Genomic DNA, 24,975 nt, shown 5'->3' with positions numbered 1-24,975 from the left:
TCCAGGCTAGCTACCCCGGGGCGTTCGCGTCGGCCTTTGGGGTCACCGGCGCGGGGCTCACCCGGCGCTTACCGTGGGCGTAGAGGAACGCGGAGAACGCGACGACGACCGAGGACATCGCGATGTGGGCCGGGACGGTCCAGCGCGGGATGCCCAGGTTGAACTGGATGATGCCGATTGCCCACTGCACGAAGATCATGGCGATGAGCACGTAGGCGGTCCGCAGCGCTGCCTGGGGGGCGTTGCGGCGGTGCAGCTGCCAGGTGACCAGCGCCGTGGCGGCGAGGTAGAGGTACATGGTGGCCGCGTGGATGTACGCCATGAGCTCGATGTCCACCTCGAGGCGTCCTTCCATGCCCACGCCCGCGTCGCCGGAGTGGACGCCGGCGCCGGTGACCATCGTGCCGGTAATGAGGACGACGGACAGTGCGACGGCGGCGATGACGGTCATCGTGCGGATGGACTGCGGGAACATACGCACCGGCTGCCCGTCGTCCGGCTCCGCCAGGCGCATGTACAGCAGGGCGGCGATCCACACGAGGATCATGGACGGCAGGAAGTGGATGGCCACGGTCCACCACTGGAGGTCCAGGATCACGGAGATGCCGCCGAGGACGGCCTGCAGGACGATACCCAGGCCGGAGATCAGGGAGTAGACGACGATCTCCCGGCGGCGGCCGGCCCGCAGGACCGCGACGAACACTGCGATGGCGATGGCGGCGAGCACGAAGGTGAGCAGGCGGTTGCCGAATTCGATGGCCTGGTGGATCGCGGGTGCGGCGCCTGCGACGGGCACCAGGGAGCCTTCCTGGCAGTTCGGCCAGGTGTCGCAGCCGAGGCCGGAGCCTGTCACGCGCACGATGGATCCGGTGACGGTGATGCCGCCCTGCGCCAGCAGCAGGATGAAGGCGAGGATTCGCTGGAGCCGGACGGAGGGTCCGCGGGAGGTCTGTTGTTTGCCGGTGGCGGTCACGGTGTCAGTCACGGTGCCCATCCTATCTGTGTGTTCGGGCAGGTCCGGGGAATTGCGGTGGGTGGGGGATGTGGGCAATATCTACGCCTCGAAGCGGAACCATCGGACGGCCGCAGCCGACGCGAGGGCCGCCCAGGTGAGCAGGACGAGGATCTCCAGCCAGGGGACGGCCCCGTCGAAGGCGAGCGTCAGCCCGGAGGCCAGCGCCACGGAGGGGATCGCGGTGTACCAGCCGGCGGCGTCGAGGCCGTGAGACCATAGCACCCAGCCGACGGCGCCGACGAGCACCACCCAGATGAGGTTGGCCAGGGCGAGCACAAGCTCGGAACTCAGGGTGCCGCCCATGAGCAGGCCCAGTGCCGTGAAGGCGGCCACGCCGATGAAGAGCACCGCCAGGCCCAGGAGCACGCCCATGGGTTCCGTCCGCCAGCCGAGCAGCAGCGCGGCCCCTCCCAGAAGCAGCGTCTGCAGGCCAGCCATGACGCCGACGGCGATCACTTTGCCGCCGATGATGGTCGAAGCGGGCACCCCGGAGGCGCCGGTGCGTTTGAGGGCCCCGTACCTCCGGTCGAAAGCCAGGGCGATGGCTTGCCCGGTGAAACCGGAACTGGTGGTCGCGATCGCGAGCACCATGGGGAAGATCTGCCGGATGGTGGTGTCCTCGCCGAGCAGAGGCATGCGGGCGGTGATGAAGAGCATCACCAGCGGGATGATCACGCTGAGCAGCTGCTGCTCGCCGTGCCGGAGGAACAGGATCGTCTCCATCCGGCCCTGGGCGGAGACCATCCGGGCGGCGGAGGCGCGTTTCGGTGCGGGGGTGAAGGTCCCGGGCGCGAATCGGGTGGGGGTCACTGTGTCGGTGTCGGTCATGTCAGCTCCTCAGGCTCCGTCCGGTGATGTCCAGGAAGACCTCTTCGAGGTTGCGGTGGTCGACGTCGAGACGCCGCACCAGAACGTCCTGGTCGGCGGCGGCGTCGGCGAGAGCGGCGACGAGCGCCGGGGTGGCGGGGGCGGGTATGCAGTAGCGGAGGGGACGGACCGCCTCGATGCCCGGGGTGCCGGGGCAGCTGCCGGCGATGCGCCCGAGCGCCGATTCCAGATCGAGGGGGGTGTCGGTCTCGAAGGTCACCCGGGCGCCGGTCTCCCCGGATGTGAGCTCTGCCGGGGTGCCCTCCGCGACGACTCTGCCTTTGTCCATGATGGCGATGCGGTCGGCCAGCGCCTCCGCCTCGTCCATGAGGTGCGTGGTGAGGATGACGGTGACCCCGTCGGCGCGCAGGGCGTCGACAAGCTCCCACACGGCGAGGCGGGACTGCGCGTCCAGGCCGGCGGTCGGCTCATCCAGGAAGATGAGCTCGGGCCGGCCGATGACGGCCAGCGCCAGGGAGAGCCGCTGCTGCTGGCCGCCGGAAAGGCGGCGCCAGGTGGTGTTGCGCACCCCGTCGAGGCCGAGGACCTCGATGAGCCATTCGGGGTCGTGCGGGTTGTCGTTGTAGGCGGCCGCGAGGCGGAGCATCTCGGCGACGCGGATACCGGAGTAGGAGCCGCCGCCCTGCAGCATGATGCCGATGCGGCGCCGGACCTCGTCCGGCCGGGCGACGGGGTCGAGGCCCAGGACCCGGATCTCGCCGGAGGTGGGGCGGAGGAAGCCCTCGCACATTTCGATGGTGGTCGTCTTGCCGGCGCCGTTGGGGCCGAGGAGGGCGAACACCTCCGCGCGGCGTGCGGTCAGGGAAAGTCCGTCGACGGCGGTGGTGGCGCCGAAGGCCTTGACCACCGCGTGAAGTTCCAGGGCGGGCCCGGCCGCCGGGCGGGACGCTCCATCGAAAGTTGCAGACACGGTTAATCAGTGTAGGCCACGGACTGCCCGCCGCCGCATAAGCCACCAGCCGAGTCCGACGACGAGCACAAAGGTGAGCGCGGAACCCAGGTAGATCGCCGCGACGGTCGACGGGGGCAGCGCCAGGCCGCGGGGCAGGACGGTGAAGGAGAAGAAGGTGGAGTAGGCGACCACGGCGACCCGGAACAGGACCCGGTTGGCCCACGCGGCCAGCGGGAGGATCGCCCACAGCATGTACCAGGGGTGGACGACGGGGAAGAGGATGACCAGCACGAAGGTGGCCACGCCGAGCCCGCCGACGGGGTGGACCGTGCCGCGGAAGGTGGCGAAGAGCATGCGCACCACAAAGCCCACGGCGATGAGCACGCCGACGCCGCGGGTGATCGTCAGCATGGTGTCGGTGTGGTCGCCCAGCCCCAGCAGCATCCCGAAGAAGCCGGCGCCGACGCCGATGTCGGTGGTCATGGACAGCCAGCTGCGTATCGACGCCGCCCCGCCCTGCCCCGTCACCCAGCCGAGGCCGATTCCTGTCGCGGCGGTCACGGCGGCGACGGCGGCGACCAGCAGCGCCACCTGCACGGTCACGGCCGCGGCGAGGGCGGCGACCGGACCGCGGCCGACCCGGACGAGGTGGCGGGCGAGGTTCATACCGACGAATCCCAGCGCGAGGAAGCCGGTGACCTTCACCATGCCCGCGGACGAGATGAGGGCGGCGGACAGGATGATCAGCCCCGCCCCGCCGGAGGCGTCCACGGACTGGCCGTTGCGCCCGCCGAGTTTGTCGACTCCCCGCAGGCCCACCTCCATCCCCACGAGCATCAGGCCGAGGAGGATTGACTCATTGTGGATGCCGCCGATCAGGTGGAGGATTGTCAGCGGGTTGAGCATGCCCAGCCACAGGGCGGTGACGGGGTTGACCCGGCAGCGGCGGGCCAGCCGGCTGATGGCCCAGCCCGCCGCGATCAACCCCAGCAGCGCGAGCAGGCGGTGGCCGACCACCCCGAGGATGATGGAGTCCGAGGTGAGCCGGCTGACCATCGACGCCAGGCTCAGTGCCACCGGGCCGTAGGGGGAGGGCGAGTGGGACCAGATGAACGGCACGGAACGCGCCAGCGGGTCTTCCGGCCCCAGGAGGTCCGCCGGCCCCGCCGCGTAGGGATCCATCCCACGGGCGACGATCGCCCCCTGAGCCAGGTAGGAGTAGATGTCCTGGGTGAACAGCGGCGTGGTGAACATGATCGGCAGGACCCAGGCCGCGAAGGTCCGTGTGAGCAGCGAGGAGGACACGGTGCCGCCGCCGCCGTCGCCGCCGGAACTCCGGTAGGGCGCCCCGGCGAACGGCGCCATGAGCACCCACGCCAGCACCAGCAGGCCGACGCCGACGAGCACCATGATCGACGAGGTCTGCAGCATCCGGGACATGAATGTCCCGCCCGGGAACGAGGAGTAGGGGTTGTCCACGACCGGCAGCGCCCCGGCGCCCAGGGCGCCCAGTCCGATGAGCAGCGCGCCCAGGGTGCCCGTCCACCGCAGCACCTGGAAGCGGTTGAGCTCCCGGATGTTCAGTCGGCCGGACCGCGGCTGATCGTCCGTGCCCTGGTCCACGTGGAGGAGGGCGGACCGGGAGCCCGCGGACCCCAGCCTGGGCAGGCTGGCGGTCAGGGCGGGCGGGATCGCCGGTCGTCTCTTGTGCACAGCGTCATCCTAGCCAGCGGGGCGCAGGGGTTCCGACACGCCAGGGCTTCGCAAGGTTGGACAGGGGGAATGAATTAGGGAACACTAGTGTTGTCGAATGATAAGGCCGCACGGATACCGCCGGGCGGAACCGACGACTTTCAGTAGTAACGACAGGAAACGTGAGGAGGTGGCGGCAGTGTCCGAGAAGCCCGTTCCGGAGACCCGTTCGGTTGACGGTGACACCCGTCGCCAGATCATGCTCATGCTCCTCAAACACGGGCAGGCCACGGCCTCCGAACTCGCCGCACGCCTCGAGATGTCCGCCGCCGGCGTCCGCCGGCACCTGGACATCCTGGTGTCGGAGGGGCTGGGGGAGTCGGTGGACCGCCGTCAGCGCTCCGCCGCGCCCGGCCGCGGCCGACCGGCCAAGGCGTTCCGGCTCACCGACCGCGGGCGTTCCCACTTCGGGCATTCCTACGATCAGCTGGCCGCGGACGCCTTGGACACCCTCCGGGAGCTGGGGGGTGAGGAGGCGGTCCGTAAGCTTGCGCGCAGGCGTATCGAGCGCATCGTCGACGGGGTGAACCCGGCCGGCGGTGACGAGGAGTCCATCCAGCACACCGCCGGCGAGTTGGCGGACGCCTTCGACCGGCACGGGTACGCCGCCACGGTGACCCGGGCCGGCGCGGGCATCCAGATCTGCCAGCACCACTGCCCGGTGGCCCATGCGGCCGCCGAGCACCCGGAACTGTGCGAGGCCGAGCACGAGGCCATCTCGAACCTCGTCGGCCTCCACGTCCAGCCGTTGGCCACCATCACCGGCGGCCACGGCATATGCACCACGAACATCCCATTGACACCCCTTGAGAATTCTCCAGAGGAAAGGAGCGGATCATGACCCAGGCAACGCAGAATCCCGGTTCCACCAAGCCGGAGACCACGATGAGCGACGACCAGATCATCGATTCGATCGGCCCCTACAACTACGGCTGGCACGATTCCGACGCGGCCGGCGCATCTGCCCGCCGCGGCCTGAGCGAGGACGTCGTCCGCGACATCTCCGCCAAGAAGGATGAGCCGGAGTGGATGCTCCAGGAGCGCCTCAAGGCCCTGAGCATCTTCGACAAGAAGCCCATGCCGACCTGGGGCGCCGACCTGTCGGGCATCCATTTCGACACGATCAAGTACTTCGTCCGTTCCACCGAGGGCCAGGCGCAGTCCTGGGAGGATCTCCCCGAGGACATCAAGAACACCTACGACCGTCTGGGCATCCCCGAGGCCGAGAAGCAGCGCCTGGTCGCCGGAGTCGCCGCACAGTACGAGTCCGAGGTGGTCTACCACCAGATCCGTGAGGATCTGGAGGAGCAGGGCGTCATCTTCCTCGACACCGACTCCGCACTCAAGGAGCAGCCGGAGCTCTTCAAGGAGTACTTCGGCACGGTCATCCCGGCCGGCGACAACAAGTTCTCCGCGCTGAACTCCGCCGTGTGGTCGGGCGGCTCATTCATCTACGTCCCGCCGGGCGTCCACGTGGACATCCCGCTACAGGCATACTTCCGCATCAACACGGAGAACATGGGCCAGTTCGAGCGCACGCTGATCATCGTCGACGAGGGAGCCTACGTCCACTACGTCGAGGGCTGCACCGCGCCGATCTACAAGTCCGACTCGCTGCACTCCGCAGTGGTCGAGATCATCGTGAAGAAGGGCGGCCGCTGCCGCTACACCACGATCCAGAACTGGTCGAACAACGTCTACAACCTGGTGACCAAGCGCGCCAAGGCTGAAGAGGGCGCGACCATGGAGTGGGTCGATGGCAACATCGGCTCCAAGGTGACCATGAAGTACCCGGCCGTCTGGATGACGGGCCCTTACGCCAAGGGCGAGGTCCTCTCCGTGGCTTTCGCCGGCGAGGGCCAGTTCCAGGACACCGGCGCGAAGATGACGCACATGGCGCCGCACACCTCCTCGAACATCGTCTCCAAATCCGTCGCCCGCGGCGGTGGCCGCGCCGCCTACCGTGGTCTGGTGCAGATCAACGCCAACGCGCACCACTCGACCTCCAACGTGGAGTGCGACGCCCTGCTGGTGGACAACATCTCCCGCTCGGACACCTACCCTTACAACGACATCCGCAACGACCATGTCTCCCTCGGCCACGAGGCGACCGTCTCCAAGGTGTCGGAGGAACAGCTCTTCTACCTCATGTCCCGCGGGCTGAAGGAAGAGGAGGCCATGGCGATGATCGTCCGCGGCTTCGTGGAGCCCATCGCCAAGGAACTGCCGATGGAGTACGCGCTGGAACTGAACCGACTTATTGAACTGCAGATGGAAGGGTCGGTGGGCTGACCGATGACCACAGCTACAACAGGGCAGGCCGCCGTCGACGCCGCCACCCCGCACAACACCAAGGGCGACGTCTACGCCTCTTTCGACGTGGAGGATTTCCCGGTTCCGGCCGGGCGTGCCGAAGAGTGGCGTTTCATCTCCCTGCGCCGCATCCGCGGCCTCCACAACGGTAAGTTCGCCGAGGCCGTCGAGCAGGACGTGCGTGTCGACGTACCGGCGTCCGCCGCAGGCGCCGTCACCGTCGAGACCCTCGACAAGGGCGACGAGCGCCTCGGCCGCGCCGGAGCGCCGACCGACCGCGTCGCCGCGCAGGCCTGGACCTCGATGACGTCGGCGACCTACATCGACGTCGCGAAGAACGAGGTCGTCTCCGAGCCGATCGCCGTGACCGTCACCGGCCGCGGCGAGGGCGTCACGTCCTTCGGCGCCACCGTCGTCAACGTCGCCGACGGGGCGGAGGCGATCGTCTCCGTCCGCTACCTCGGCACCGGCACCCACGCCGACAACCTGGAGTTCGTCGTCGGCGACAACGCGCGCCTGACGGTCATCGTCGACGCGGCCTGGGACAAGGGCGCGGTCCACCTCTCCGGCCAGCACGTCCTGCTCGGCCGCGACGCCACGCTGCGCTACAACGCCGCGACCTTCGGCGGCGACGTCGTCCGCATGGTCCCGCGCGTCAAGTTCACCGGCCCCGGCGGCGACGCCGAGCTGCTCGGCGTCTACTTCGCCGACGACGGCCAGTATTTCGAGAACCGGCTCCTCGTCGACCACTCCTTCCCCAACTGCCGCTCCAACGTCATGTACAAGGGCGCGCTGCAGGCTGACCCGGCATCGGATCAGCCGGACGCCCACACCACCTGGGTCGGTGACGTGCTCATCCGCGCCGAAGCGCAGGGCACCGACACCTACGAGGTCAACCGCAACCTGGTACTCACCGAAGGCGCGCGCGCCGACTCCATCCCGAACCTGGAGATCCAGACCGGCGAGATCGCCGGTGCCGGTCACGCCGCCACCGTCGGCCGATTCGACGACGAGCAGGTGTTCTACCTCATGGCCCGCGGCATCCCCGAGTCCGAGGCCCGCCGCCTGATCATCCGTGGGTTCTTCTCCGAGGTCATCAACCGCATTCCGGTCGAGTCGATCCGTGAGGAACTGGAACAGCGCGTCACTGACGAGCTCGAATCCGTCCACGCTTAAACCCCGTTAAAGAACCCACTTCCTCTAGACCTGAAAGAGACGTGTACATGTCCACCCTGGAAATCAAGAACCTCCACGCGCAGGTGCAGTCGGCGGACGGCACCGGCGAGCCCACGGCGATCCTCAAGGGCGTCAACCTGACCATCAAGTCCGGTGAGACCCACGCCATCATGGGCCCCAACGGCTCCGGCAAGTCCACCCTGGCCTACACCATCGCCGGCCACCCCAAGTACGAGGTGACCGAGGGCGAGGTCCTGCTCGACGGCGTCAACGTCCTCGAGCTCGAGGTCGATGAGCGTGCCCGCGCCGGCATGTTCCTGGCCATGCAGTACCCGACCGAGATCCCGGGCGTGTCCTCCTCGAACTTCATGCGCTCCGCCGTCACCGCCGTCCGCGGCCAGGCGCCGAAGCTGCGCGAGTGGGTCAAGGAGCTCAACACCGCCCGCGAGAACCTGCAGATCGACCGCTCCTTCGGCGAGCGCTCCGTCAACGAAGGTTTCTCCGGCGGCGAGAAGAAGCGCCACGAGGTTCTGCAGCTGGACCTGCTCAAGCCGAAGTTCGCCGTGCTGGACGAGACCGACTCCGGCCTCGACGTCGACGCGCTGCGCATCGTCTCGGAGGGAATCAACCGCTACCAGGAGGAGACCGGCGGCGGCGTCCTGCTGATCACCCACTACAAGCGCATCCTCAACTACGTCCAGCCGGACTTCGTCCACGTGTTCGCCGACGGCCGCATCGTCACCACCGGTGGCGCCGAGCTCGCCGACAAGCTCGAGGCCGACGGCTACGACCAGTTCCTGTGATGCACGGGTACGTCGAGGCGGGCGGCGCGCTGGACGTCGGGAAGATCCGGGCGGAGTTCCCGATCCTCTCGCGGACGGTGCGCGAGGACCAGCCGCTGGTCTACCTGGATTCCGGCGCCACCTCGCAGCGCCCGCTACGGGTGTGGAAGGCGGAGGAGGAGTTCGTGCTGAACACCTTCGCCCCCGTCCACCGGGGCGCGTACCAGCTGGCTGAGGAGGCGACGGACGCCTACGAGAACGCGCGCGACAAGATCGCCGCGTTCGTCGGGGCCGACGGCCACGAGATCGCGTTCGTGAAGAACGCGACAGAGGGCCTCAACCTCGTCGCCTACGTGCTCGGCGACGAGCGCGCCGGCGAGCTTCAGGTCGGGGAGGGCGACACGGTCGTCGTCACCGAGCTGGAGCACCACGCGAACCTCGTGCCGTGGCAGGAGCTGTGCCGCCGCACCGGCGCCACCCTGAAGTGGTACTCGGTGACCGACGACGGCCGCATCGACCTCGATTCCCTCGAACTCGACGACTCCGTCAAGGTTGTGGCCTTCACCCACCAGTCCAACGTGACGGGTGCGGTCAGCGACGTGGCGGAGATCGTCCGCCGGGCGAAGGCCGTCGGTGCGCTCACCGTTCTCGACGCGTGCCAGTCCGTCCCGCACATGCCCGTCGATTTCCACGCCCTGGACGTCGACTTCGCGGCCTTCTCCGGCCACAAGATGTGCGGCCCCTCCGGCGTCGGCGTGGTCTACGCCAAGGCGCCGCTTTTCGACGAGCTTCCACCGTTCCTCACCGGAGGATCGATGATCGAGGTCGTGCGCATGGAGGAGTCCACCTACGCCCCCGCCCCGCAGCGTTTCGAGGCGGGGACCCAGATGACCAGCCAGGTCGTCGGGCTCGGTGCGGCGGTGGAGTTCCTCGGCGAGATCGGCATGGAGAACATCCACGCCCACGAGCACGACCTGACCGCCTACGCCCTGGAGCGTCTGCAGACCGTCGAGGGTCTGACGGTCGTCGGCCCGGCGACACCGGAGAACCGCGGCGCGGCCATCGCCTTCAACATCGAGGGCGTGCACCCGCACGACCTGGGCCAGGTCCTCGACAGCCAGGGCGTGTGCATCCGCGTCGGCCACCACTGCGCGTGGCCGCTCCACCGGGGCATGAACGCCCAATCGACGGCCCGGGCCAGCTTCTACCTGTACAACACGCGTGCGGAGGTCGACGCCCTCGTCGACGCAATCCACCACGCCCGAGAGTTCTTCGGGGTGAACTGATGAATCTGGAATCCATGTACCAGGAAGTGATCCTGGACCATTACAAGCATCCCCAGCACGCCGGGCTGCGCGAACCTTATGAAGCCGAGGTTCACCACGTGAACCCGTCCTGCGGCGACGAACTCACGCTGCGGGTCCACCTGTCCGCGGACAGCTCGACCGTCGAGGACGTGTCCTACCACGCCGAGGGCTGCTCCATCTCGCAGGCTTCCACCTCGGTGATGGCCGAGGAGATCATCGGCCAGCCCCTGGACTCGGCGATGGCTAAGCTCGCGGAGTTCGAGAAGATGATCACCTCCCGCGGCGCCGAGATGGGTGACGAGGACCTCATCGGGGACGGCATCGCCTTCTCCGGCGTGTCCAAGTACCCGGCGCGCGTGAAGTGCGCACTGCTCGGGTGGAAGGCTTTCCAGGCCGCCGCCGCCGAAGCCCTCAACGAAAGGGAGAAGAAATGACCGAGAACAACCCGACCGACAACATCCAGCGCCAGCGCCCCGAGACCCAGGCCCCGGAGGCGGAGGCACTCGCTTTCGACGTCCAGGAGTACCTGCGCGACGTCATCGACCCCGAGCTGGGGATCAACGTCGTCGACCTGGGCCTCGTCTACGACGTCTGGGTCGAGGACCGCGAAGGGGAGGACGTGGCCATGATCAACATGACCCTGACCTCTCCCGCCTGCCCGCTGACCGACGTCATCGAGGACCAGGTCCAGGCCGCCCTCGTGGGCAACGGCATCGTGGACAAGGTCGATCTAGAGTGGGTCTGGCTCCCGCCGTGGGGCCACCACATGATCACCGAGGACGGCCGCGAGCAGCTGCGCGCCCTCGGCTTCGCCGTTTAGGTCCGGCTGGCCGAGCCCGCGGTGAGTTCTGACGACAGGACTCACCGCGGGCTTCTGTCATGTCTGAGCTGAAGTTGCCCCGGTGCCGGCAGAATCCAGGGAGGACGGGCCGGGATTCAGCACGTTCCTGACACCAGGCCACTACCCGCCGGAGGCTGAGCCGAGGCAGGTGAAGTAGAAGGCCGTGTTCGCCGGGCTGACCACGAACGAGGTCGGTGCCTGCGCGAACAGCCCGCCGATGAGGCCCGCCTCCGGGTCTGCCAGGTCGCGGGCGTCGCCCAGGTCCTCCCAGCAGCCGATGACCATGGTTTCTGAGGTGCGGTCGGCCCCGGCGGCGTCGCCGGCCTGTTGGGCGTCCTCCGCGAAAGCCGTGAGGGCACCGAAGGCGGCGACCACCAGGACGAGGATGAGCTGCCCGCCGCTGCACCCGGGGGCCTTCCGCCGGAGGGGTTTCACCGGCTCGGCCATGACAGGCTGCTGCGGCTGCGGCGATGAGTGGGCAACCGGCCTCAACCGGGTGGCGTGCATGGGGCGCGCACGGACCTCCTCCAGGGCTTTGGCGGGCAGTCCGTGGGCTATGAGGGCCTCGCGGAGCTGCTTCTCGGAGGGTTCGGTGTCGAAACGCAGGACCAGCGAACCGTTCTGGAACTGGCCCGCACGGTACTCGACGATGTAGTCGCGGCTCGGGCCGCCGGAACTGCCGGGCTGTGCGCTCATGGTTTCCAGGGTATGGCCTCTGCGGTCCCGGCGCCGGAAACTGCGTGCTTAGGGTATATCGGCCGTGGTTGATACACTGTCCCGTTGTGATTGTCACCAATGACCTCGAAGTCCGCGTCGGCGCCCGCACCCTGCTCACTGCACCGGGGCAGCTCCTGCGCGTCCAGCCCGGCGACCGCATCGGTCTCGTGGGCCGCAACGGTGCCGGGAAGACCACGTCCATGCGAATTCTGGCGGGGGAGACCAAGCCTTATGGCGGCACCGTGGTCAGCTCCGGCGAGATCGGCTACCTTCCCCAGGACTCCCGCGAAGGCAACATCGACCAGACGGCTCTGGACCGCGTGCTCTCCGCCCGCGGCCTCGACCAGATCCGCAGCTCCATGGAACGCCAGCAGGAGATCATGGAGACGACCACGGACGACAGCAAGCGTGACGCGGCGATCCGCAAGTACTCCCGTTTCGAGGAGCAGTACGCCTCCCTCGGCGGTTACGAGGCGGACTCGGAGGCCGCCCAGATCTGCGACAACCTCGGGCTGCCCGCCCGCATCCTGGAGCAGCCGCTGCACACCCTGTCCGGCGGCCAGCGCCGCCGCGTGGAGCTGGCGCAGATCCTCTTCGCCGCCACCAACGGGTCCGGCAAGTCGCAGACCACCCTGCTCCTCGACGAGCCCACCAACCACCTCGACGCCGACTCCATCGACTGGCTGCGGGGTTTCCTGTCCAAGCACGAGGGCGGGCTCATCATGATCTCCCACGACGTGGAGCTTCTCGACGCCGTCTGCAACAAGGTCTGGTTCCTCGACGCCGTGCGCGCCGAGGCCGACGTCTACAACATGGGCTTCGCCAAGTACAAGGCCGCCCGCGCCCTCGACGAGGCGCGCCGCCGCCGGGAGCGCGCCAACGCGGAGAAGAAGGCCTCCGCCCTGCACAAGCAGGCCGCCAAGCTCGGAGCGAAGGCCACCAAGGCTGCCGCCGCCAAACAGATGCTCGCCCGCGCCGACCGCATGATCGGTCAGCTCGACGACGTCCGCGTCGCCGACCGGGTCGCCGCCATCTCCTTCCCCGAGCCCGCGCCGTGCGGCAAGACGCCGCTGTTCGCCAAGGGCCTGACCAAGATGTACGGCTCTCTCGAGGTCTTCGCCGGCGTGGACCTGGCCATCGACAAGGGCAGCCGCGTCGTCGTCCTCGGCTTCAACGGCGCCGGCAAGACGACGCTGCTCAAGCTGCTCGCGGGTGTGGAACGTACCGACGGCGAGGGCGGCGTCGTCTCCGGCCACGGCCTGAAGATCGGCTACTTCGCCCAGGAGCACGACACGATCGACCCGGAGAAGTCCGTGTGGCAGAACACCATCGCGGCCTGCCCGGAGGCCGGCGAGCAGGACCTGCGTGGCCTGCTCGGTTCCTTCATGTTCTCCGGCGACCAGCTCGACCAGCCCGCCGGCACCCTGTCCGGCGGCGAGAAGACCCGCCTCGCCCTCGCCGCGCTCGTGTCCTCCCGCGCGAACGTCCTGCTTCTCGACGAGCCCACCAACAACCTCGACCCCCAGTCCCGCGAACAGGTCCTCGACGCCCTGCGCACCTACACCGGCGCCGTCGTCCTGGTGACCCACGACCCGGGCGCAGTCAAGGCCCTGGAGCCTGACCGCGTCATTGTCCTTCCCGACGGCGACGAGGACCTCTGGTCCGACGCCTACATGGAGATCGTCGAACTGGCGTAGGGCCGGCGGGCCAGTCAGCGCGCGTAACGCAGCGCGAAGTTGCGCAGGATCGCGTCGTCGACGGTGAGGTCCACGCCCCGGGTCATGGCGATGATGCTGTCGAGCTCCGACGGGTCGTGGTAGCCGGCGTTGGCGTAGATGCGCAGACGCTGCTCGAAGGCCTCCGGCGCCAGTTCGGGGTGGAACTGGGTGGCGTAGACATTCTCCTGCACCCGGAACATCTGGACGGGGCAGCTCTCGCCGGTGACCAGCACCGCGGCGACGTCGGGAAGCACGGCGACGGCCTCCTTGTGGCCGACCATCGTGGAGAAGTTCCCCGGAATGCCCTCCAGCAGCGGATCGCGGGCGCCGAGGTCGGTGACGGAGACGCTGATGACGCGGGGCGACTCGCTGTAGGTGCCGTCGATGACCGCGCCGATGGCGGTGCCGACGGTGCCGACGCCGTAGCAGGCGCCGAACAGGGGGAAATCGCGGTCGAGCACCTCCTCCATGAGTCGGGCGAGGTCCGCCTCGACGCGGTTCTGCAGCGGGGATTTGATCGGTTCGGAGGCGTTGAACGGGCTGCCGCCGAGCAGCACCCCCGAGTAGTCCCGCAGATCGAGATCCCCGAGCGGGCGCGACTCGAGCCGGACCTGGATCAGTCCGTCGGGGCCGAGCCCCATCTTCGAGCGGAAGCTGACGACCTCGGCCGACGCCGCCTCAGTCTCCGGTCGGGTGCTCAGCAGGAGGAAGGGCTTGCGCGGGTGGATCACGGAACCGGACATACCGGAAATTCTAGTCCCGGGGCAGGTCAGCAACCTAGTTGAGGCGTCGGATCAGCTTGTCCGTCTCCACCGCCAGGAAGACAATGATGCCGACCACCACGGGGACGGCCCAGCCGAACCAGCCGACGCCGGTCGTCTCGAAGGCATCCTGCATGAAGGGCAGGTAACAGAAGGCGATCTGCAGGACGAGCATGATCCCCACGGACAGCCACGAGACGGGGTTGGCGGTGAACAGCTCCTTCCGCAGCGCGCTCACCCTGGAGAAGCGGGCCGTGAAAAGGTAGAAGACCTGGCCCACCACAAGCGTGTTCACGGCGATGGTGCGGGAGACCTCGAGGGAGGAGCCGTTCATCTGCAGGTACTGGAACACCGCGATCGTAGCCCCGCCGAGGAGCACGGAGACGAAGAGGATGCGCAGAATGACCTCGGAGTCCAGGAGCGCGTCCTCCGGGTCCCGGGGACGCCGCTTCATGATGCCGGGTTCCGCCGGTTCGAAGGACAGTGCGAGCGAGAGCGTGACGGCGGTGATGAGGTTGACCCACAGGACCTGCAGCGGGGTGATCGGCAGCGTCATGCCCACGAGCATCGCCACGAAGATCACCAGCCCCTGCCCGCCATTGGTCGGCAGCATGAACACGATGGCCTTGCGCAGGTTGTCGTAGATCGTGCGGCCCATCTTCACCGCCGCCGAGATGGTGGCGAAGTTGTCGTCGGCCAGCACCACGTCGGCGGCGTCCTTGGTGGCCTCGGTGCCCTTGTTGCCCATGGCCACGCCGACGTCCGCCTGCTTCAGGGAGGGCGCGTCGTTGACCCCGTCGCCGGTCATGGCGACCACCTCGCCGTTCGCCTGCAGCGCCCGGACGAGGCGGAGCTTGTGCTCGGGGGAGGTGCGGGCGTAGACGTCGTGGTCGCGCACGATCGACTGCAGCTCCTCGTCGGTGGCGGCCTCGAGCTCCGCGCCGGTGATGGCGCGGTCGCCGCGCAGGCCGATCTCCTTCGCGATGGCCGACGCCGTCGAGGCATGGTCGCCGGTGATCATGCGGATCCGGATGCCGGCCTCCTGGACCGTGCGCACCGCCTCGGGGACCTCGTCCCGCGGCGGGTCGATGATGCCGTAGAGGCCGAGGAAGAGGAACCCGCCGGCGTCGACGTCGGTGGTCGCCAGCTCCCGTCCTTCCTCCCCGTCCCGCCACGCAGCCGCCAGCACCCGCATGCCGCGGGTGCCCATGGCTTCGATCTCTTCCTCCCAGTAGGCCTTGTCCAGCGGCTCTGTGCCGCCGCCGGGCGCACGTTGGCGGTCGCAGCGCTCCAGCAACCGGTCCGGCGCGCCCTTGAGGTGGATCACCCGCCCGTCCGGCATGTCGTCGAGGGTGGCCATGTACTTGAAGTCGGAGTCGAAGGGCACCCCCGCGATCCGCTTTTCGCTTTTGTCCACCCCCGCTTTGAGGGCGAAGGTGCAGATGCCGCCGTCGGTCGGTTCACCGTTGAGCGTCCACTCGTCGTCGCGCTTCTCGACGCTCGCGTCGTTCGCGTACACCGCCACCTCCGCCATCCGCTCCAGGTCGGGGTGCTCGCCGAGGTCCACGGCGGCGCCGTCGACCAGGATCTGCCCCTCGGGGGAGTACCCGGTGCCGGTGACCTCGTAGTTGTGCTCCCGGGTATGGATCGCACGCACGGTCATCTCGTTCTTCGTCAGCGTGCCGGTCTTGTCCGTGCAGATGGTGGTGACGGATCCGAGGGTCTCCACCGAGTCGAGACGGCGTGTGATGGCGTTGCGCGCCGCCATCTTCTGCACGCCGAGCGCCAGTGTGATCGCCATGACGGCGGGCAACCCCTCGGGGATCGCCGCCACCGCGAAACCGATCGCGGACATGAGGACCTCGGCCCAGCCGGTGTCGTAGATGACCACGGACACGATCACCATGAGCACCGCGAGCAGTAGCGCGCCGACGGCCAGAATGGACGAGAACCTGGCCATCGAGCGGGTCAGCGGGGTCTCCACCCGCTCCACCTCGCCGAGCATGGTGGTGATGCGGCCGATCTCGGTGTCCTGTCCGGTGCCCGTGACCACGCCGAGGCCGGAGCCCGCCGCCACGGTCGTGCCGGAGAAGGCCATGCAGGAGCGGTCGCCCAGCGGGGCATCCGCAGCGACGGGCCGGGTATTCTTGTCCGCGGCGACCGACTCGCCGGTCAGGGCGGACTCCTCGACGCGGAGGCTGGTCGTCTTGAACAGGCGCAGATCCGCCGGAACCTTGTCGCCGGCCCGCAGTCTCACCACGTCCCCGGGGACCAGCTGGTCGGAGTCGACGGTGATCCAGCTGCCGTCGCGCCGCACCTCGGAGGCGGGGGAGAGCATCTCCCGGATCGCGGCGAGCGCGTCCGCGGCCTTTCCCTCCTGCAGGTAACCGACCAGGGCGTTGATGAGCACCACCGCCGCGATGACGACGGTATCCACTACCTCCCCGAGCAGGCCGGTCACCACCGCGGCGGCGATGAGCACGTAGATCATCGGGTCGCGGAACTGGCGTAACAGCCGCTGGAATGAGGTCTCCTCCTCCGCCCGGGGCAGGCTGTTCTCCCCGTAGCGTTCGAGGGCCGTGGTTACGGCCTCCGAGTTCAGTCCTTCCGGCCGGCTGCCGAGTGCAGTGAAGACCTCGCTGGTGTCGATGGCATGTGCTGGTGCTTCCACACAGGGAAATTATACGCCCGTGAGCTGGGCCCGCATCAGTTCCGGAGACCGTGTACAGGGGCCGGGATGAACCCGCCGCGGCGGATGAACCCTGAGTTACCGACCTGGTTGAGCGGGATCACCGGGGCGTAACCGAGCAGGCCGCCGAAGTTCACTTCGTCGCCGGGCTTGGTCCCCGGAACCGGGATGACGCGCACGGCCGTCGTTTTATGGTTCATCACACCGATGGCCGCCTCGTCGGCGATCATGCCGGCGATGGTCTCCGCAGTGGTGTCCCCGGGGATGGCGATCATGTCGAAGCCGACGGAACAGATCGAGGTCATGGCCTCCAGCTTGTCGATGGTGATGGATCCGGCGCGGACCGCGTCGATCATGCCCTTATCCTCGGAGACGGGGATGAAGGACCCGGACAGTCCGCCCACGCGGGAACAGGCCATCATGCCGCCCTTCTTCACGGCGTCGTTGAGCAGTGCGAGCGCCGCGGTGGTGCCGTGGGTGCCCACCTGGTCCAGCCCCATGCGTTCGAGGATGTGCGCGACCGAGTCGCCCTGTTCGGCGGTGGGTGCCAGTGAGAGGTCGACGATGCCGAAGGGGACGCCCAGGCGTTCGGAGGCCAGGTCGCCGACGAGCTGGCCCGCGCGGGTGATCTTGAACGCAGCCTTCTTGATCTCCTCCGCCACCTGGTCCAGGGTGGCGGTGTCCTCCAGGGACTCCAGCGCCCGGTGGATGACGCCCGGCCCGGAAACGCCGACGGAGACGACGCAGTCGGGCTCCTCGACACCGTGGTAGGCGCCGGCCATGAACGGGTTGTCGCCGACTGAGTTGGCGAACACGACCAGCTTCGCGCAGGCGATGGCGGAGCGGTCCTTCGTCAGCTCCGCCGCTTCCTTGATGACCCGGCCCATCTCGGCGGCGGCGTTCATGTTGATGCCGGCGCGGGACGTGGCGATGTTGACCGACCCGCAGACCAGGTCCGTCTCGCTCAAGGCCTCCGGAATGGAGCGGATCAACGCCTTTTCCGCGGTGGTTCCGCCCTTGGCCACGAGCGCGGAGTAGCCGCCGAGGAAGTTGACGCCGACCTCCTTCGCCGCCTTGTCCAGGGCACGGGCGACGTCGGCGGGATTGCCGTCGAGTCCGGCGGTGATCAGCGACACGGGCGTCACCGAGATCCGCTTGTTGACGATCGGTATGCCCAGCTCCGACTCGATTCCCTCGCACACCTCGACGAGCCGGGTGGCCTGGACGACCACGCGTTCGTAGACGGCGCGGCAGGTTTCCGCCATCGTGGTGCGGGAGCAGTCGAGCAGGGAGATGCCCATGGTGACGGTGCGGATGTCGAGGCGGTACTTCTCGATCATCTCAATGGTGTCGAGGATGTTGCGGGAGTTCAGCTGAAAGCTCATGTGTGGTGGTCCGCCTAGATTTCGTTGACCGCGGTGAACAGGGCTTCGGACTGGATCCGGATGACCAGGTTCTGGGATTCCTCCACCGGCTCCATGGCCTGCTGGATACGGGTGATGTCGTTGACCTTCTCGTCGAACTCCACCCGGAGAATCATGGTGAAGAAGTTGTCCATGATGGTCTGGGAGACATCGAGGATGTTGATGTCCAGTTCGGCGAGTGCGGTGGTGACGGAGGCGATGATGCCGGTGTGGTCCACACCGGTGACGGTCATGATGGCAAACATGCCCCCATGATAGTGACGGCCCGCGGCCCCGCGTGCAGCGGTGCGATCCGCCGCAGGTGAAAAGATCGACCGGTAGAATGGCGTTCATGAAGAGCGCAAATCCCAGCATCACGAGGACCAGGCAGAAATTCACCGACCTTCCCCTGCCGGCGAAGGTGGGAGTCGTCGCCGGCGTCGCCGCGGAGGTGTCCGCGAAAATCGCCGCGTGGGTAGACCTCTACCGCCGCCCGGCGGATAAGGTGCGCGGACCGAAGTGGGCCTGGGCCGTGGCCCAGCTCATCAACGGCGTCGGACCGGCCGCGTACTGGAGCTTCGGCCGGAAGTGACCGACAGAGGGCACCTCACCTACCCCGCCCACCTCCAGCTGGCCACCCTGAAACTCGCGGCCGGACGCACCCCGGAAGAACTGGGCCTGAACCGGTGGACGATCATCGAGCACCAGGAGGTCCTCGGCCACGGTGAGGAGTGTTTCCGGGAGGCCGGGAGGCGCGTGCTCACCTGGCAGGCGCACCGTCGCGCCAGGGTGCGGGCGGAGCGTTTCGGCCCGTTGGTTCGGCTGCACATCGGCCCTCTGATGTCCTCGTGCCTCGTGCTCCTGGAGGAGCAGACCGCCACCCGCACGGCGCTGGTCTACGGGACGCTTCCTTCGCACGTCGAGCTGGGGGAGGAGGCCTTCCTCGTGGATCTCGCGCCGGACGGCACGGTCACCGGCCGGGTCGTCGCGTTCTCCCGGCATTCCTGGTGGCTGGCCAAACTCGGCGGCCCCGTGGCCCGCGCCGTCCAGCGCCGGGCCAACCGCGCCTACGTGGCGGGCATGCGTCCCTGAAACTTTCCGTAGGGTGGGGACATGATTGACGCACAGGAAGAAAATGCCCGGAAAGTCCTCATCATCGGCGGCCACGGCAAGGTGGCCCAGCTGGTCACCTCCCGCCTGGTGTCGGCCGGTTTGGACGTCACCTCGCTGATCCGCAACCCGGAACAGGCCCCCGACATCGAGGCGCTCGGTTCGACTCCGCTCATCCGCGATCTGACGAGCCTGAGCGTCGCCGACTGGGCGACGCTGCTGCAGGACGTCGACACCGCGATCTGGACCGCAGGCAACGCCGGCAAGGGCGGCGCCACCGCGACGTACGCCATCGACCGCGACGGCGCGCTGGCCTGCATCGACGCCCTCGAGCAGCTGCGGGCCGAGCGCGGCGCAGCGCCCCGCCTGCTCATGGTGTCCTACCTCGGGTCGCTGGATCACGGGGTGGACCCGGAGGACTCCTTCTACCCGTACGCGGACGCCAAGGAGACCGTCGACCGCCGGCTGCTCTCCTCCGACCTGGATTACCTCATCCTGGCACCGGGGCGCCTGACGATGGAGCCGGCCGGGGGACTGGCGGTCGTCGATAATGCCCCGCCGAAGGACGGCTCGGTGACCACTTCGCGTGAGCTGGTGGCGAAGGTCCTGGCGGAAATCGCCGCCCGCGACGAGCTGCCGGACGTGCAGATCCTCCCCTTCGTCGACGCCGAGGGCGGCGCCGGCGCGGGGGATGAGGCGATCAGCCGGCTCTGAGCTGTCGACGTATAGTCGGGGTAGCGACCGCGGCCACCGCCTGAGACGGGAAGAGCATGAGCAGACCGCCGGAAAACTCCCTCCGACTCCCGACCGGCTATGAAGACCACCTCTCTATCGACCTGGAGGAGGACCGCGTTTTCAACAGGTGGGTCCGCGCCGTCTTCCTCGGGGTGGCGGTGGCGGCCGTGGCGGCCGCCCTCGGGCTGTATCTTCCGCTCGAAACCGCGTGGCCTCCCTGGGTCAGCGTCCCGGTCACCGTCCTCGCCGTAGTGTTCTACTTTTCCGCGCATGAGGCCACCCACGGCCTGGCGCTGCGCTGGCGGACGGGGATCCGCCCCTCCTACGCCTTCGCGTTCCCTTTCCTCACCACCGGTAGCCCCGCTTATCTGAACCGGGGCAGCACCGCTTTCGTCGCCCTGGCTCCGAGCCTGGCGTGGGGAATGCTCCTGCTCGCCGCTTTCCTGCTGGCGCCCGCTGATGCCCGTCTCACCCTCTACGTGCTCCTCGCGCTCAACTTCGCGGGATCAGGCGGGGATTACGCCGAGGCTGCGCTCGCCCTGCGCCAGCCGCCGGAGGCACTGATCCGGGATGACGGCGCCGAGATCGGGGTGTTTCTTCCCGCCGGAGGCCACGGCCCGACAGAACCTCAGGCCGCGGACGCGGACCGGCGCCCGCAGTAATTGACGAAATTCTCCAGCAGCCGGTTGGCCCACGTCGTGTCGATCGAGGGGAGGGAAGCGACGATCGTGTGGTAATCGTCGGGGGAGAAATAACCGTAGTCGTAGTAGAAGTCCATGCGGTCCTGCATGGCTTCGGCGTCCATGTCGGTGTGGAACTGGGTGGCCCACACCTGCTCCCCGAAGCGGAGGAACTGGACCGGGCAGGTGGGTCCCGTCGCCAGGACGACCACGTCGCGGCCGGGTTTCTCGATGCTCTCGGTGTGGCCGGTCAACGACGTGAATGCGTCGGGCAGGCCGACGCACAGCGGATCCCGGCGCCCTTCCTCGGTGAGCTCGATGATCGTCCGTCCGGACCCCTCCGCGTAGGTGGGCCCGACCGTCCCGCCGGTGAGGTGGGTCAACCAGCTGGCTCCGTAACAGACCAGGAACACGGGGACCCCGGATGCGCAGAGGCGCGCCAGCTCCGCATGGACGTGAAGCTGCCAGTCGTCCCAGCGGCGGGTGGTGATGTTGAGGGAACTGCCGCCGACCATGATGCCGTCGTAGCCCTCGAGATCGCCGGCGTCGACGCTGACCTCGGCGATGTTGACGTGGGTCAGCTCCGCAGGGTCGAGGTTGGTCGCCCGGAGGAAGTCATGCAGCTCTGCGGCGGAGATCTGGTCGGCGAGTTCGCCGGAACGCAGAGACACGAGAAGGAAGTTAGGCATGGGAGATGAGTCTATACGTTTGATCCCGCGGACCTATGAGCGACGCCGCACGGTTCCCTCCACCAGGTCGAGCACCTGCTCGAGTCCCTTGGTGGAGCCGCCGGAGGCCAGACGGGTGATCAGCCCGTCGAGGAAGGTCTCCAGGTAGATGTGCAGCACGTCCGGGGTGACGTCGGTACGCATCCGGCCGTCGGCGCCCAGGCGGGCGAGGCGCTCGCTCACAGCCCGGTCCAGCACCTCCTGATGCTCGTGCCATCTCGCCCGGAACTGGGCGTCGGTACGCAGCATCTTGGAGATCTCCAGGCGGGTCGCCAACCAGTCGTGGCGCTCCGGGTGGTGGAGGATGTCCCGCATGACCTCGACGAGGCCCTCCTCGGCGACCAGCTCCGCCTGGCGGGCGGCGTCCTCGCGGGCCAGCGTGAGGAAGAGGTTCTCTTTGTCGCTGAAGTGGTGGAAGATCGCCCCGCGGGACTTGCCGGTGGCCTTCTCGAGACGCCGTACGGTCGCCCCCTCGTAGCCGTGCTCGGCGAAGCAGCGCCTGGCGCCCTCGAGGATGTCGGCGCGCCGGCGCGAGAGCTCGGTCTCGCTGACCACGGGCATGGGGGATCTCCTGTTCACCTGAAAAGGGGAGAGGGGGCTGCCCTCCCCGGCGGCTGGCGCCTGACCGGGGATGCAGCCCCCTCTCAAGGGCAGTTCACACTGCGCTGGGTGATGCGCTTAGGCGTTGGCCGAAGCGATCATCTGGCGCAGGACGTACTGCAGGATGCCACCGTTACGGTAGTAGTCGGCCTCACCCGGGGTGTCGATGCGCACCAGCGCGTCGAACTCCACGGTGGAACCGTCTTCCTTGGTGGCGGTGACGTGCACGGTCTTCGGGGTCTCACCGTTGTTCAGGGCGGTGATGCCCTCGATGTCGAAGACCTCGGTGCCGTCCAGGCCCAGGGAACCGTGGGACTCGCCGGCCGGGAACTGCAGCGGAATGACGCCCATACCGATGAGGTTCGAGCGGTGGATACGCTCGAAGGACTCGGTGATGACAGCCTTCACGCCGAGCAGGTTGGTGCCCTTCGCAGCCCAGTCGCGGGAGGAACCGGTGCCGTACTCCTTGCCGCCCAGGACGACCAGCGGGGTGCCGGCGGCCTGGTAGTTCTCCGCGGCGTCGTAGATGAAGGCCTGCGGGCCGCCCTCCTGGGTGAAGTCGCGGGTGTAGCCGCCGGTGACGTCGACCAGCTGGTTGGCCAGACGGATGTTGGCGAAGGTGCCGCGGACCATGACCTCATGGTTGCCACGGCGGGAGCCCAGGGAGTTGTAGTCCTTGCGCTCGACACCGTGGGCGTCCAGGTACTGGGCCGCCGGGGTGCCCGGCTTGATGGAGGAGGCCGGGGAGATGTGGTCCGTGGTCACGGAGTCACCGAGCTTGGCCAGGACGCGGGCGCCCTTGATGTCGGTGACCTCGGAGGTCTCGAGGGACATGCCGTCGAAGTACGGTGCCTTACGGATGTAGGTCGAGTTCTCGTCCCACTCGAAGGTCTTGCCCGTCGGGATGTCCAGTGCCTGCCACTGCTCGTCGCCCTTGAAGACGTCGGCGTAGTCGGCCTCGTAGAGCTCGCGGGAGATGGCGCCCTCGATGGTGGACTCGATCTCCTCGGTGGAGGGCCAGATGTCCTTGAGGAAGACGTCGTTGCCGTTCTGGTCCTGGCCCAGAGCGTCGTTCTCGAAGTCGAAGTCCATGGTGCCGGCGATGGCGTAGGCGATGACCAGCGGCGGGGAGGCCAGGTAGTTCATCTTGACGTCGGGGGAGATACGACCCTCGAAGTTGCGGTTGCCGGAGAGGACTGCGGTGGCGGCCAGGTCGTGCTCGTTGATGGCGGAGGAGACCTCCGCCGGGAGCGGACCGGAGTTGCCGATGCAGGAGGTGCAGCCGAAGCCGGAGAGGTAGAAGCCCATGGCCTCCAGGTCCTTCCAGAGGTCGGCGCGCTTGAAGTAGCCGTCGACGACCTGGGAGCCCGGTGCGCAGATGGTCTTGACCCACGGCTTGGACTTCAGGCCCAGCTCGCTGGCCTTGCGTGCCAGCAGGCCGGCCGCGACCAGGACGGAGGGGTTCGAGGTGTTGGTGCAGGAGGTGATGGAGGCGATGGCCACCATGCCGTGGTCGAGGGTGTACTCGCCACCCTGCGGGGACTCGACGATAACCGGCTTCGAGGCGCGGCCCTCTGCGCTGGCGGCGGCGGACTCGCCGTTGCCGGCGAAGGACTGGTTGTAGTCGTCGCCCTCGATCTTGGAGGCGCGGACCGGCTCAGCGGTCTCGTCGGGAGCGTAGGTCGGCAGGTCCTTGCGGAACTGCTCCTTCGCCTCGGTGAGCAGGATACGGTCCTGCGGGCGCTTCGGGCCGGCGATGGACGGCACGACCGTGGACAGGTCCAGCTCGAGGTACTCGGAGTACTCGGCCTCCGGAGCGTCCTCGAGGAGCCACATGCCCTGAGCCTTGGCGTAGGCCTCGACGCGTGCGACGTCCTCCGCGCTGCGGCCGGTGAGCTCGAGGTACTTGATGGTCTCCTCGTCGATCGGGAAGATCGCGCAGGTGGAGCCGAACTCGGGGGACATGTTGCCGATGGTCGCGCGGTTCGCCAGCGGGACGGACTTGACGCCGTTGCCGTAGAACTCGACGAACTTCTGGACGACGCCGTGGTTGCGCAGCATCTCGGTGATGGTCAGAACCACGTCGGTGGCGGTGACGCCGGCCGGGATCTCACCGGTCAGCTTGAAGCCGACCACGCGCGGGATGAGCATGGAGACCGGCTGGCCCAGCATGGCAGCCTCGGCCTCAATGCCGCCGACGCCCCAGCCCAGGATGCCCAGGCCGTTCTCCATGGTGGTGTGGGAGTCGGTGCCGATGCAGGTGTCCGGGTACGCGACGCCGTCGTTGTCGAAGACAACGCGGGACAGGTACTCGATGTTGACCTGGTGGACGATGCCGGTTCCCGGGGGAACCACGCGGAAGTTGGAGAAGTTCTCGGCGCCCCAGCGCAGGAACTGGTAACGCTCCTCGTTGCGCTGGTACTCGATGGCGACGTTCTTCTCGAGGGCGTCGGAGGTGCCGAAAGCCTCAACGATGACGGAGTGGTCGATGACCATCTCTGCCGGGTTCAGCGGGTTGACCTCGTCCGGGTTGCCGCCCAGGGTCTTGACGGCCTCGCGCATGGTGGCCAGGTCGACGACACAGGGGACACCGGTGAAGTCCTGCATCAGGACGCGTGCCGGGGTGAACTGGATCTCGATGGAGGGCTGGGCCTTCGGATCCCAGTTGGCGATTGCCTCGATGTGCTCGGTGGTGATGTTCGCGCCGTCTTCGGTGCGAAGCAGGTTCTCGCCGAGAACCTTCAGGGAGTACGGCAGCTTCTCCATGCCCGGCACGGCGTCGAGGGCGTAGTAGTCGTAAGACTTCTCGCCGACCTCGAGGGTGCGCTTGGCGTTGAAGGAGTTCTTGCTTTCGGTCACAGGGAGCTC

The 24,975-nt window shown here is 68.0% G+C and carries 24 protein-coding genes; 12 read left to right on the top strand and 12 right to left on the bottom strand.

Features of this window, described 5'->3' with window-relative positions:
• Positions 1–10: 10 nt before the first annotated feature.
• From B840_RS06485 to mptB, 4 genes are read right to left on the bottom strand one after another with little or no spacing between them, the layout of a single operon-like run.
• Positions 11–994, bottom strand: a complete 984-nt coding sequence (locus tag B840_RS06485; RefSeq protein WP_042621473.1) for a COX15/CtaA family protein — start codon at positions 992–994, stop codon at positions 11–13.
• 60 nt (positions 995–1,054) lie between these two features.
• Positions 1,055–1,843 (bottom strand): ABC transporter permease, encoded by a 789-nt coding sequence (locus tag B840_RS06480; RefSeq protein ID WP_042621472.1) that lies wholly within the window; start codon positions 1,841–1,843, stop codon positions 1,055–1,057.
• A 1-nt stretch (position 1,844) separates the two neighbouring features.
• Complete coding sequence (locus B840_RS06475) at positions 1,845–2,813, bottom strand: ABC transporter ATP-binding protein (protein ID WP_042621471.1); 969 nt, start codon at positions 2,811–2,813, stop codon at positions 1,845–1,847.
• Between the two features lie 6 nt (positions 2,814–2,819).
• Entirely contained in the window at positions 2,820–4,508 is a 1,689-nt protein-coding gene (gene mptB / locus B840_RS06470) for a polyprenol phosphomannose-dependent alpha 1,6 mannosyltransferase MptB (protein WP_042621470.1), read from the bottom strand.
• Between the two features lie 97 nt (positions 4,509–4,605).
• Here mptB and B840_RS06465 point away from each other — a divergent pair, with 97 nt between their 5' ends.
• The 7 genes from B840_RS06465 to B840_RS06435 are packed head-to-tail and all read left to right on the top strand — an operon-like array spanning position 4,606 to position 10,945.
• On the top strand, positions 4,606–5,388 hold the full coding sequence (locus B840_RS06465) for a helix-turn-helix transcriptional regulator (RefSeq protein WP_084602829.1): 783 nt from the start codon (positions 4,606–4,608) through the stop codon (positions 5,386–5,388).
• Positions 5,385–6,839: a Fe-S cluster assembly protein SufB gene (gene sufB / locus B840_RS06460; protein ID WP_042621469.1), complete on the top strand. Its 1,455-nt coding sequence runs from the start codon at positions 5,385–5,387 to the stop codon at positions 6,837–6,839. Before B840_RS06465 ends, sufB begins: the two co-directional genes overlap by 4 nt.
• A 3-nt stretch (positions 6,840–6,842) precedes the next feature.
• Positions 6,843–8,036, top strand: a complete 1,194-nt coding sequence (sufD, locus tag B840_RS06455; RefSeq protein ID WP_042621468.1) for a Fe-S cluster assembly protein SufD — start codon at positions 6,843–6,845, stop codon at positions 8,034–8,036.
• Positions 8,037–8,083: 47 nt separating this feature from the next.
• A complete protein-coding gene (gene sufC / locus B840_RS06450) occupies positions 8,084–8,839 on the top strand; it encodes a Fe-S cluster assembly ATPase SufC (RefSeq protein WP_042622574.1) in 756 nt (251 codons plus the stop codon).
• Positions 8,839–10,104, top strand: coding sequence for a cysteine desulfurase (locus B840_RS06445; protein ID WP_042621467.1), 1,266 nt, complete (start codon positions 8,839–8,841; stop codon positions 10,102–10,104). Before sufC ends, B840_RS06445 begins: the two co-directional genes overlap by 1 nt.
• A complete protein-coding gene (sufU, locus tag B840_RS06440; protein WP_042621466.1) occupies positions 10,104–10,559 on the top strand; it encodes a Fe-S cluster assembly sulfur transfer protein SufU in 456 nt (151 codons plus the stop codon). The genes B840_RS06445 and sufU overlap by 1 nt, the downstream gene beginning before the upstream one ends.
• Entirely contained in the window at positions 10,556–10,945 is a 390-nt protein-coding gene (locus B840_RS06435; RefSeq protein WP_042621465.1) for a metal-sulfur cluster assembly factor, read from the top strand. Before sufU ends, B840_RS06435 begins: the two co-directional genes overlap by 4 nt.
• A gap of 141 nt (positions 10,946–11,086) precedes the next feature.
• Here the strand turns inward: B840_RS06435 and B840_RS06430 are convergent, their stop codons facing one another.
• The gene (locus B840_RS06430) at positions 11,087–11,662 is read right to left on the bottom strand and encodes a hypothetical protein (RefSeq protein ID WP_042621464.1); all 576 of its coding nucleotides are present in this window, start codon (positions 11,660–11,662) and stop codon (positions 11,087–11,089) included.
• Positions 11,663–11,748: 86 nt separating this feature from the next.
• Here B840_RS06430 and B840_RS06425 point away from each other — a divergent pair, with 86 nt between their 5' ends.
• Positions 11,749–13,380, top strand: coding sequence for an ABC-F family ATP-binding cassette domain-containing protein (locus tag B840_RS06425; protein ID WP_042621463.1), 1,632 nt, complete (start codon positions 11,749–11,751; stop codon positions 13,378–13,380).
• 14 nt (positions 13,381–13,394) lie between these two features.
• Here B840_RS06425 and B840_RS06420 read toward each other — a convergent pair whose 3' ends face one another.
• The 4 genes from B840_RS06420 to B840_RS06405 are packed head-to-tail and all read right to left on the bottom strand — an operon-like array spanning position 13,395 to position 18,520.
• Positions 13,395–14,144 carry a glutamine amidotransferase gene (locus B840_RS06420; RefSeq protein ID WP_042621462.1) on the bottom strand — a complete coding sequence of 250 codons (750 nt, stop codon included), beginning with the start codon at positions 14,142–14,144 and terminating at the stop codon, positions 13,395–13,397.
• Positions 14,145–14,178: 34 nt separating this feature from the next.
• Entirely contained in the window at positions 14,179–16,833 is a 2,655-nt protein-coding gene (locus B840_RS06415; RefSeq protein WP_042621461.1) for a cation-transporting P-type ATPase, read from the bottom strand.
• A gap of 35 nt (positions 16,834–16,868) precedes the next feature.
• The gene (locus tag B840_RS06410) at positions 16,869–18,236 is read right to left on the bottom strand and encodes a PFL family protein (protein WP_042621460.1); all 1,368 of its coding nucleotides are present in this window, start codon (positions 18,234–18,236) and stop codon (positions 16,869–16,871) included.
• A 14-nt stretch (positions 18,237–18,250) separates the two neighbouring features.
• Positions 18,251–18,520, bottom strand: coding sequence for an ACT domain-containing protein (locus B840_RS06405; RefSeq protein ID WP_042621459.1), 270 nt, complete (start codon positions 18,518–18,520; stop codon positions 18,251–18,253).
• Between the two features lie 86 nt (positions 18,521–18,606).
• On the opposite strand from B840_RS06405, the gene B840_RS06400 reads away from it, so the two are divergent.
• The 4 genes from B840_RS06400 to B840_RS06385 are packed head-to-tail and all read left to right on the top strand — an operon-like array spanning position 18,607 to position 20,761.
• Positions 18,607–18,846, top strand: a complete 240-nt coding sequence (locus B840_RS06400; protein WP_042622573.1) for a PLD nuclease N-terminal domain-containing protein — start codon at positions 18,607–18,609, stop codon at positions 18,844–18,846.
• The gene (locus B840_RS06395; RefSeq protein WP_042621458.1) at positions 18,843–19,346 is read left to right on the top strand and encodes a DUF1990 domain-containing protein; all 504 of its coding nucleotides are present in this window, start codon (positions 18,843–18,845) and stop codon (positions 19,344–19,346) included. Before B840_RS06400 ends, B840_RS06395 begins: the two co-directional genes overlap by 4 nt.
• Before the next feature lie 21 nt (positions 19,347–19,367).
• A complete protein-coding gene (locus tag B840_RS06390) occupies positions 19,368–20,078 on the top strand; it encodes an NAD(P)H-binding protein (protein ID WP_042621457.1) in 711 nt (236 codons plus the stop codon).
• Positions 20,079–20,134: 56 nt separating this feature from the next.
• Positions 20,135–20,761 carry a DUF3267 domain-containing protein gene (locus tag B840_RS06385; RefSeq protein ID WP_042621456.1) on the top strand — a complete coding sequence of 209 codons (627 nt, stop codon included), beginning with the start codon at positions 20,135–20,137 and terminating at the stop codon, positions 20,759–20,761.
• On the opposite strand, the gene B840_RS06380 is transcribed toward B840_RS06385, so the two are convergent.
• The 3 genes from B840_RS06380 to acnA all read right to left on the bottom strand — a co-directional run bounded on the left by B840_RS06380 (position 20,728) and on the right by acnA (position 24,966).
• Entirely contained in the window at positions 20,728–21,468 is a 741-nt protein-coding gene (locus B840_RS06380; RefSeq protein ID WP_042621455.1) for a glutamine amidotransferase, read from the bottom strand. The genes B840_RS06385 and B840_RS06380 overlap by 34 nt on opposite strands.
• A gap of 33 nt (positions 21,469–21,501) precedes the next feature.
• Positions 21,502–22,068, bottom strand: a complete 567-nt coding sequence (locus B840_RS06375; RefSeq protein ID WP_042621454.1) for a TetR/AcrR family transcriptional regulator — start codon at positions 22,066–22,068, stop codon at positions 21,502–21,504.
• A 117-nt stretch (positions 22,069–22,185) separates the two neighbouring features.
• Entirely contained in the window at positions 22,186–24,966 is a 2,781-nt protein-coding gene (gene acnA, locus B840_RS06370) for an aconitate hydratase AcnA (RefSeq protein WP_211255103.1), read from the bottom strand.
• Positions 24,967–24,975: the final 9 nt, after the last annotated feature.

This window comes from Corynebacterium marinum DSM 44953 (assembly GCF_000835165.1).
Classification (GTDB): Bacteria; Actinomycetota; Actinomycetes; order Mycobacteriales; family Mycobacteriaceae; genus Corynebacterium; species Corynebacterium marinum.
This window is presented reverse-complemented; position numbering and strand designations above follow the sequence as displayed.

Bases quoted from the DNA above. Each gene is read 5' to 3' on its own strand.
- B840_RS06485 (WP_042621473.1), bottom strand. From the start codon at position 994: ATGGGCACCGTGACTGACACCGTGACCGCCACCGGCAAACAACAGACC.
- B840_RS06480 (WP_042621472.1), bottom strand. From the start codon at position 1,843: ATGACCGACACCGACACAGTGACCCCCACCCGATTCGCGCCCGGGACC.
- B840_RS06465 (WP_084602829.1), top strand. From the start codon at position 4,606: ATGATAAGGCCGCACGGATACCGCCGGGCGGAACCGACGACTTTCAGT.
- sufB (WP_042621469.1), top strand. From the start codon at position 5,385: ATGACCCAGGCAACGCAGAATCCCGGTTCCACCAAGCCGGAGACCACG.
- sufD (WP_042621468.1), top strand. From the start codon at position 6,843: ATGACCACAGCTACAACAGGGCAGGCCGCCGTCGACGCCGCCACCCCG.
- sufC (WP_042622574.1), top strand. From the start codon at position 8,084: ATGTCCACCCTGGAAATCAAGAACCTCCACGCGCAGGTGCAGTCGGCG.
- B840_RS06445 (WP_042621467.1), top strand. From the start codon at position 8,839: ATGCACGGGTACGTCGAGGCGGGCGGCGCGCTGGACGTCGGGAAGATC.
- sufU (WP_042621466.1), top strand. From the start codon at position 10,104: ATGAATCTGGAATCCATGTACCAGGAAGTGATCCTGGACCATTACAAG.
- B840_RS06435 (WP_042621465.1), top strand. From the start codon at position 10,556: ATGACCGAGAACAACCCGACCGACAACATCCAGCGCCAGCGCCCCGAG.
- B840_RS06430 (WP_042621464.1), bottom strand. From the start codon at position 11,662: ATGAGCGCACAGCCCGGCAGTTCCGGCGGCCCGAGCCGCGACTACATC.
- B840_RS06420 (WP_042621462.1), bottom strand. From the start codon at position 14,144: ATGTCCGGTTCCGTGATCCACCCGCGCAAGCCCTTCCTCCTGCTGAGC.
- B840_RS06410 (WP_042621460.1), bottom strand. From the start codon at position 18,236: ATGAGCTTTCAGCTGAACTCCCGCAACATCCTCGACACCATTGAGATG.
- B840_RS06405 (WP_042621459.1), bottom strand. From the start codon at position 18,520: ATGTTTGCCATCATGACCGTCACCGGTGTGGACCACACCGGCATCATC.
- B840_RS06400 (WP_042622573.1), top strand. From the start codon at position 18,607: ATGAAGAGCGCAAATCCCAGCATCACGAGGACCAGGCAGAAATTCACC.
- B840_RS06390 (WP_042621457.1), top strand. From the start codon at position 19,368: ATGATTGACGCACAGGAAGAAAATGCCCGGAAAGTCCTCATCATCGGC.
- B840_RS06385 (WP_042621456.1), top strand. From the start codon at position 20,135: ATGAGCAGACCGCCGGAAAACTCCCTCCGACTCCCGACCGGCTATGAA.
- B840_RS06380 (WP_042621455.1), bottom strand. From the start codon at position 21,468: ATGCCTAACTTCCTTCTCGTGTCTCTGCGTTCCGGCGAACTCGCCGAC.
- B840_RS06375 (WP_042621454.1), bottom strand. From the start codon at position 22,068: ATGCCCGTGGTCAGCGAGACCGAGCTCTCGCGCCGGCGCGCCGACATC.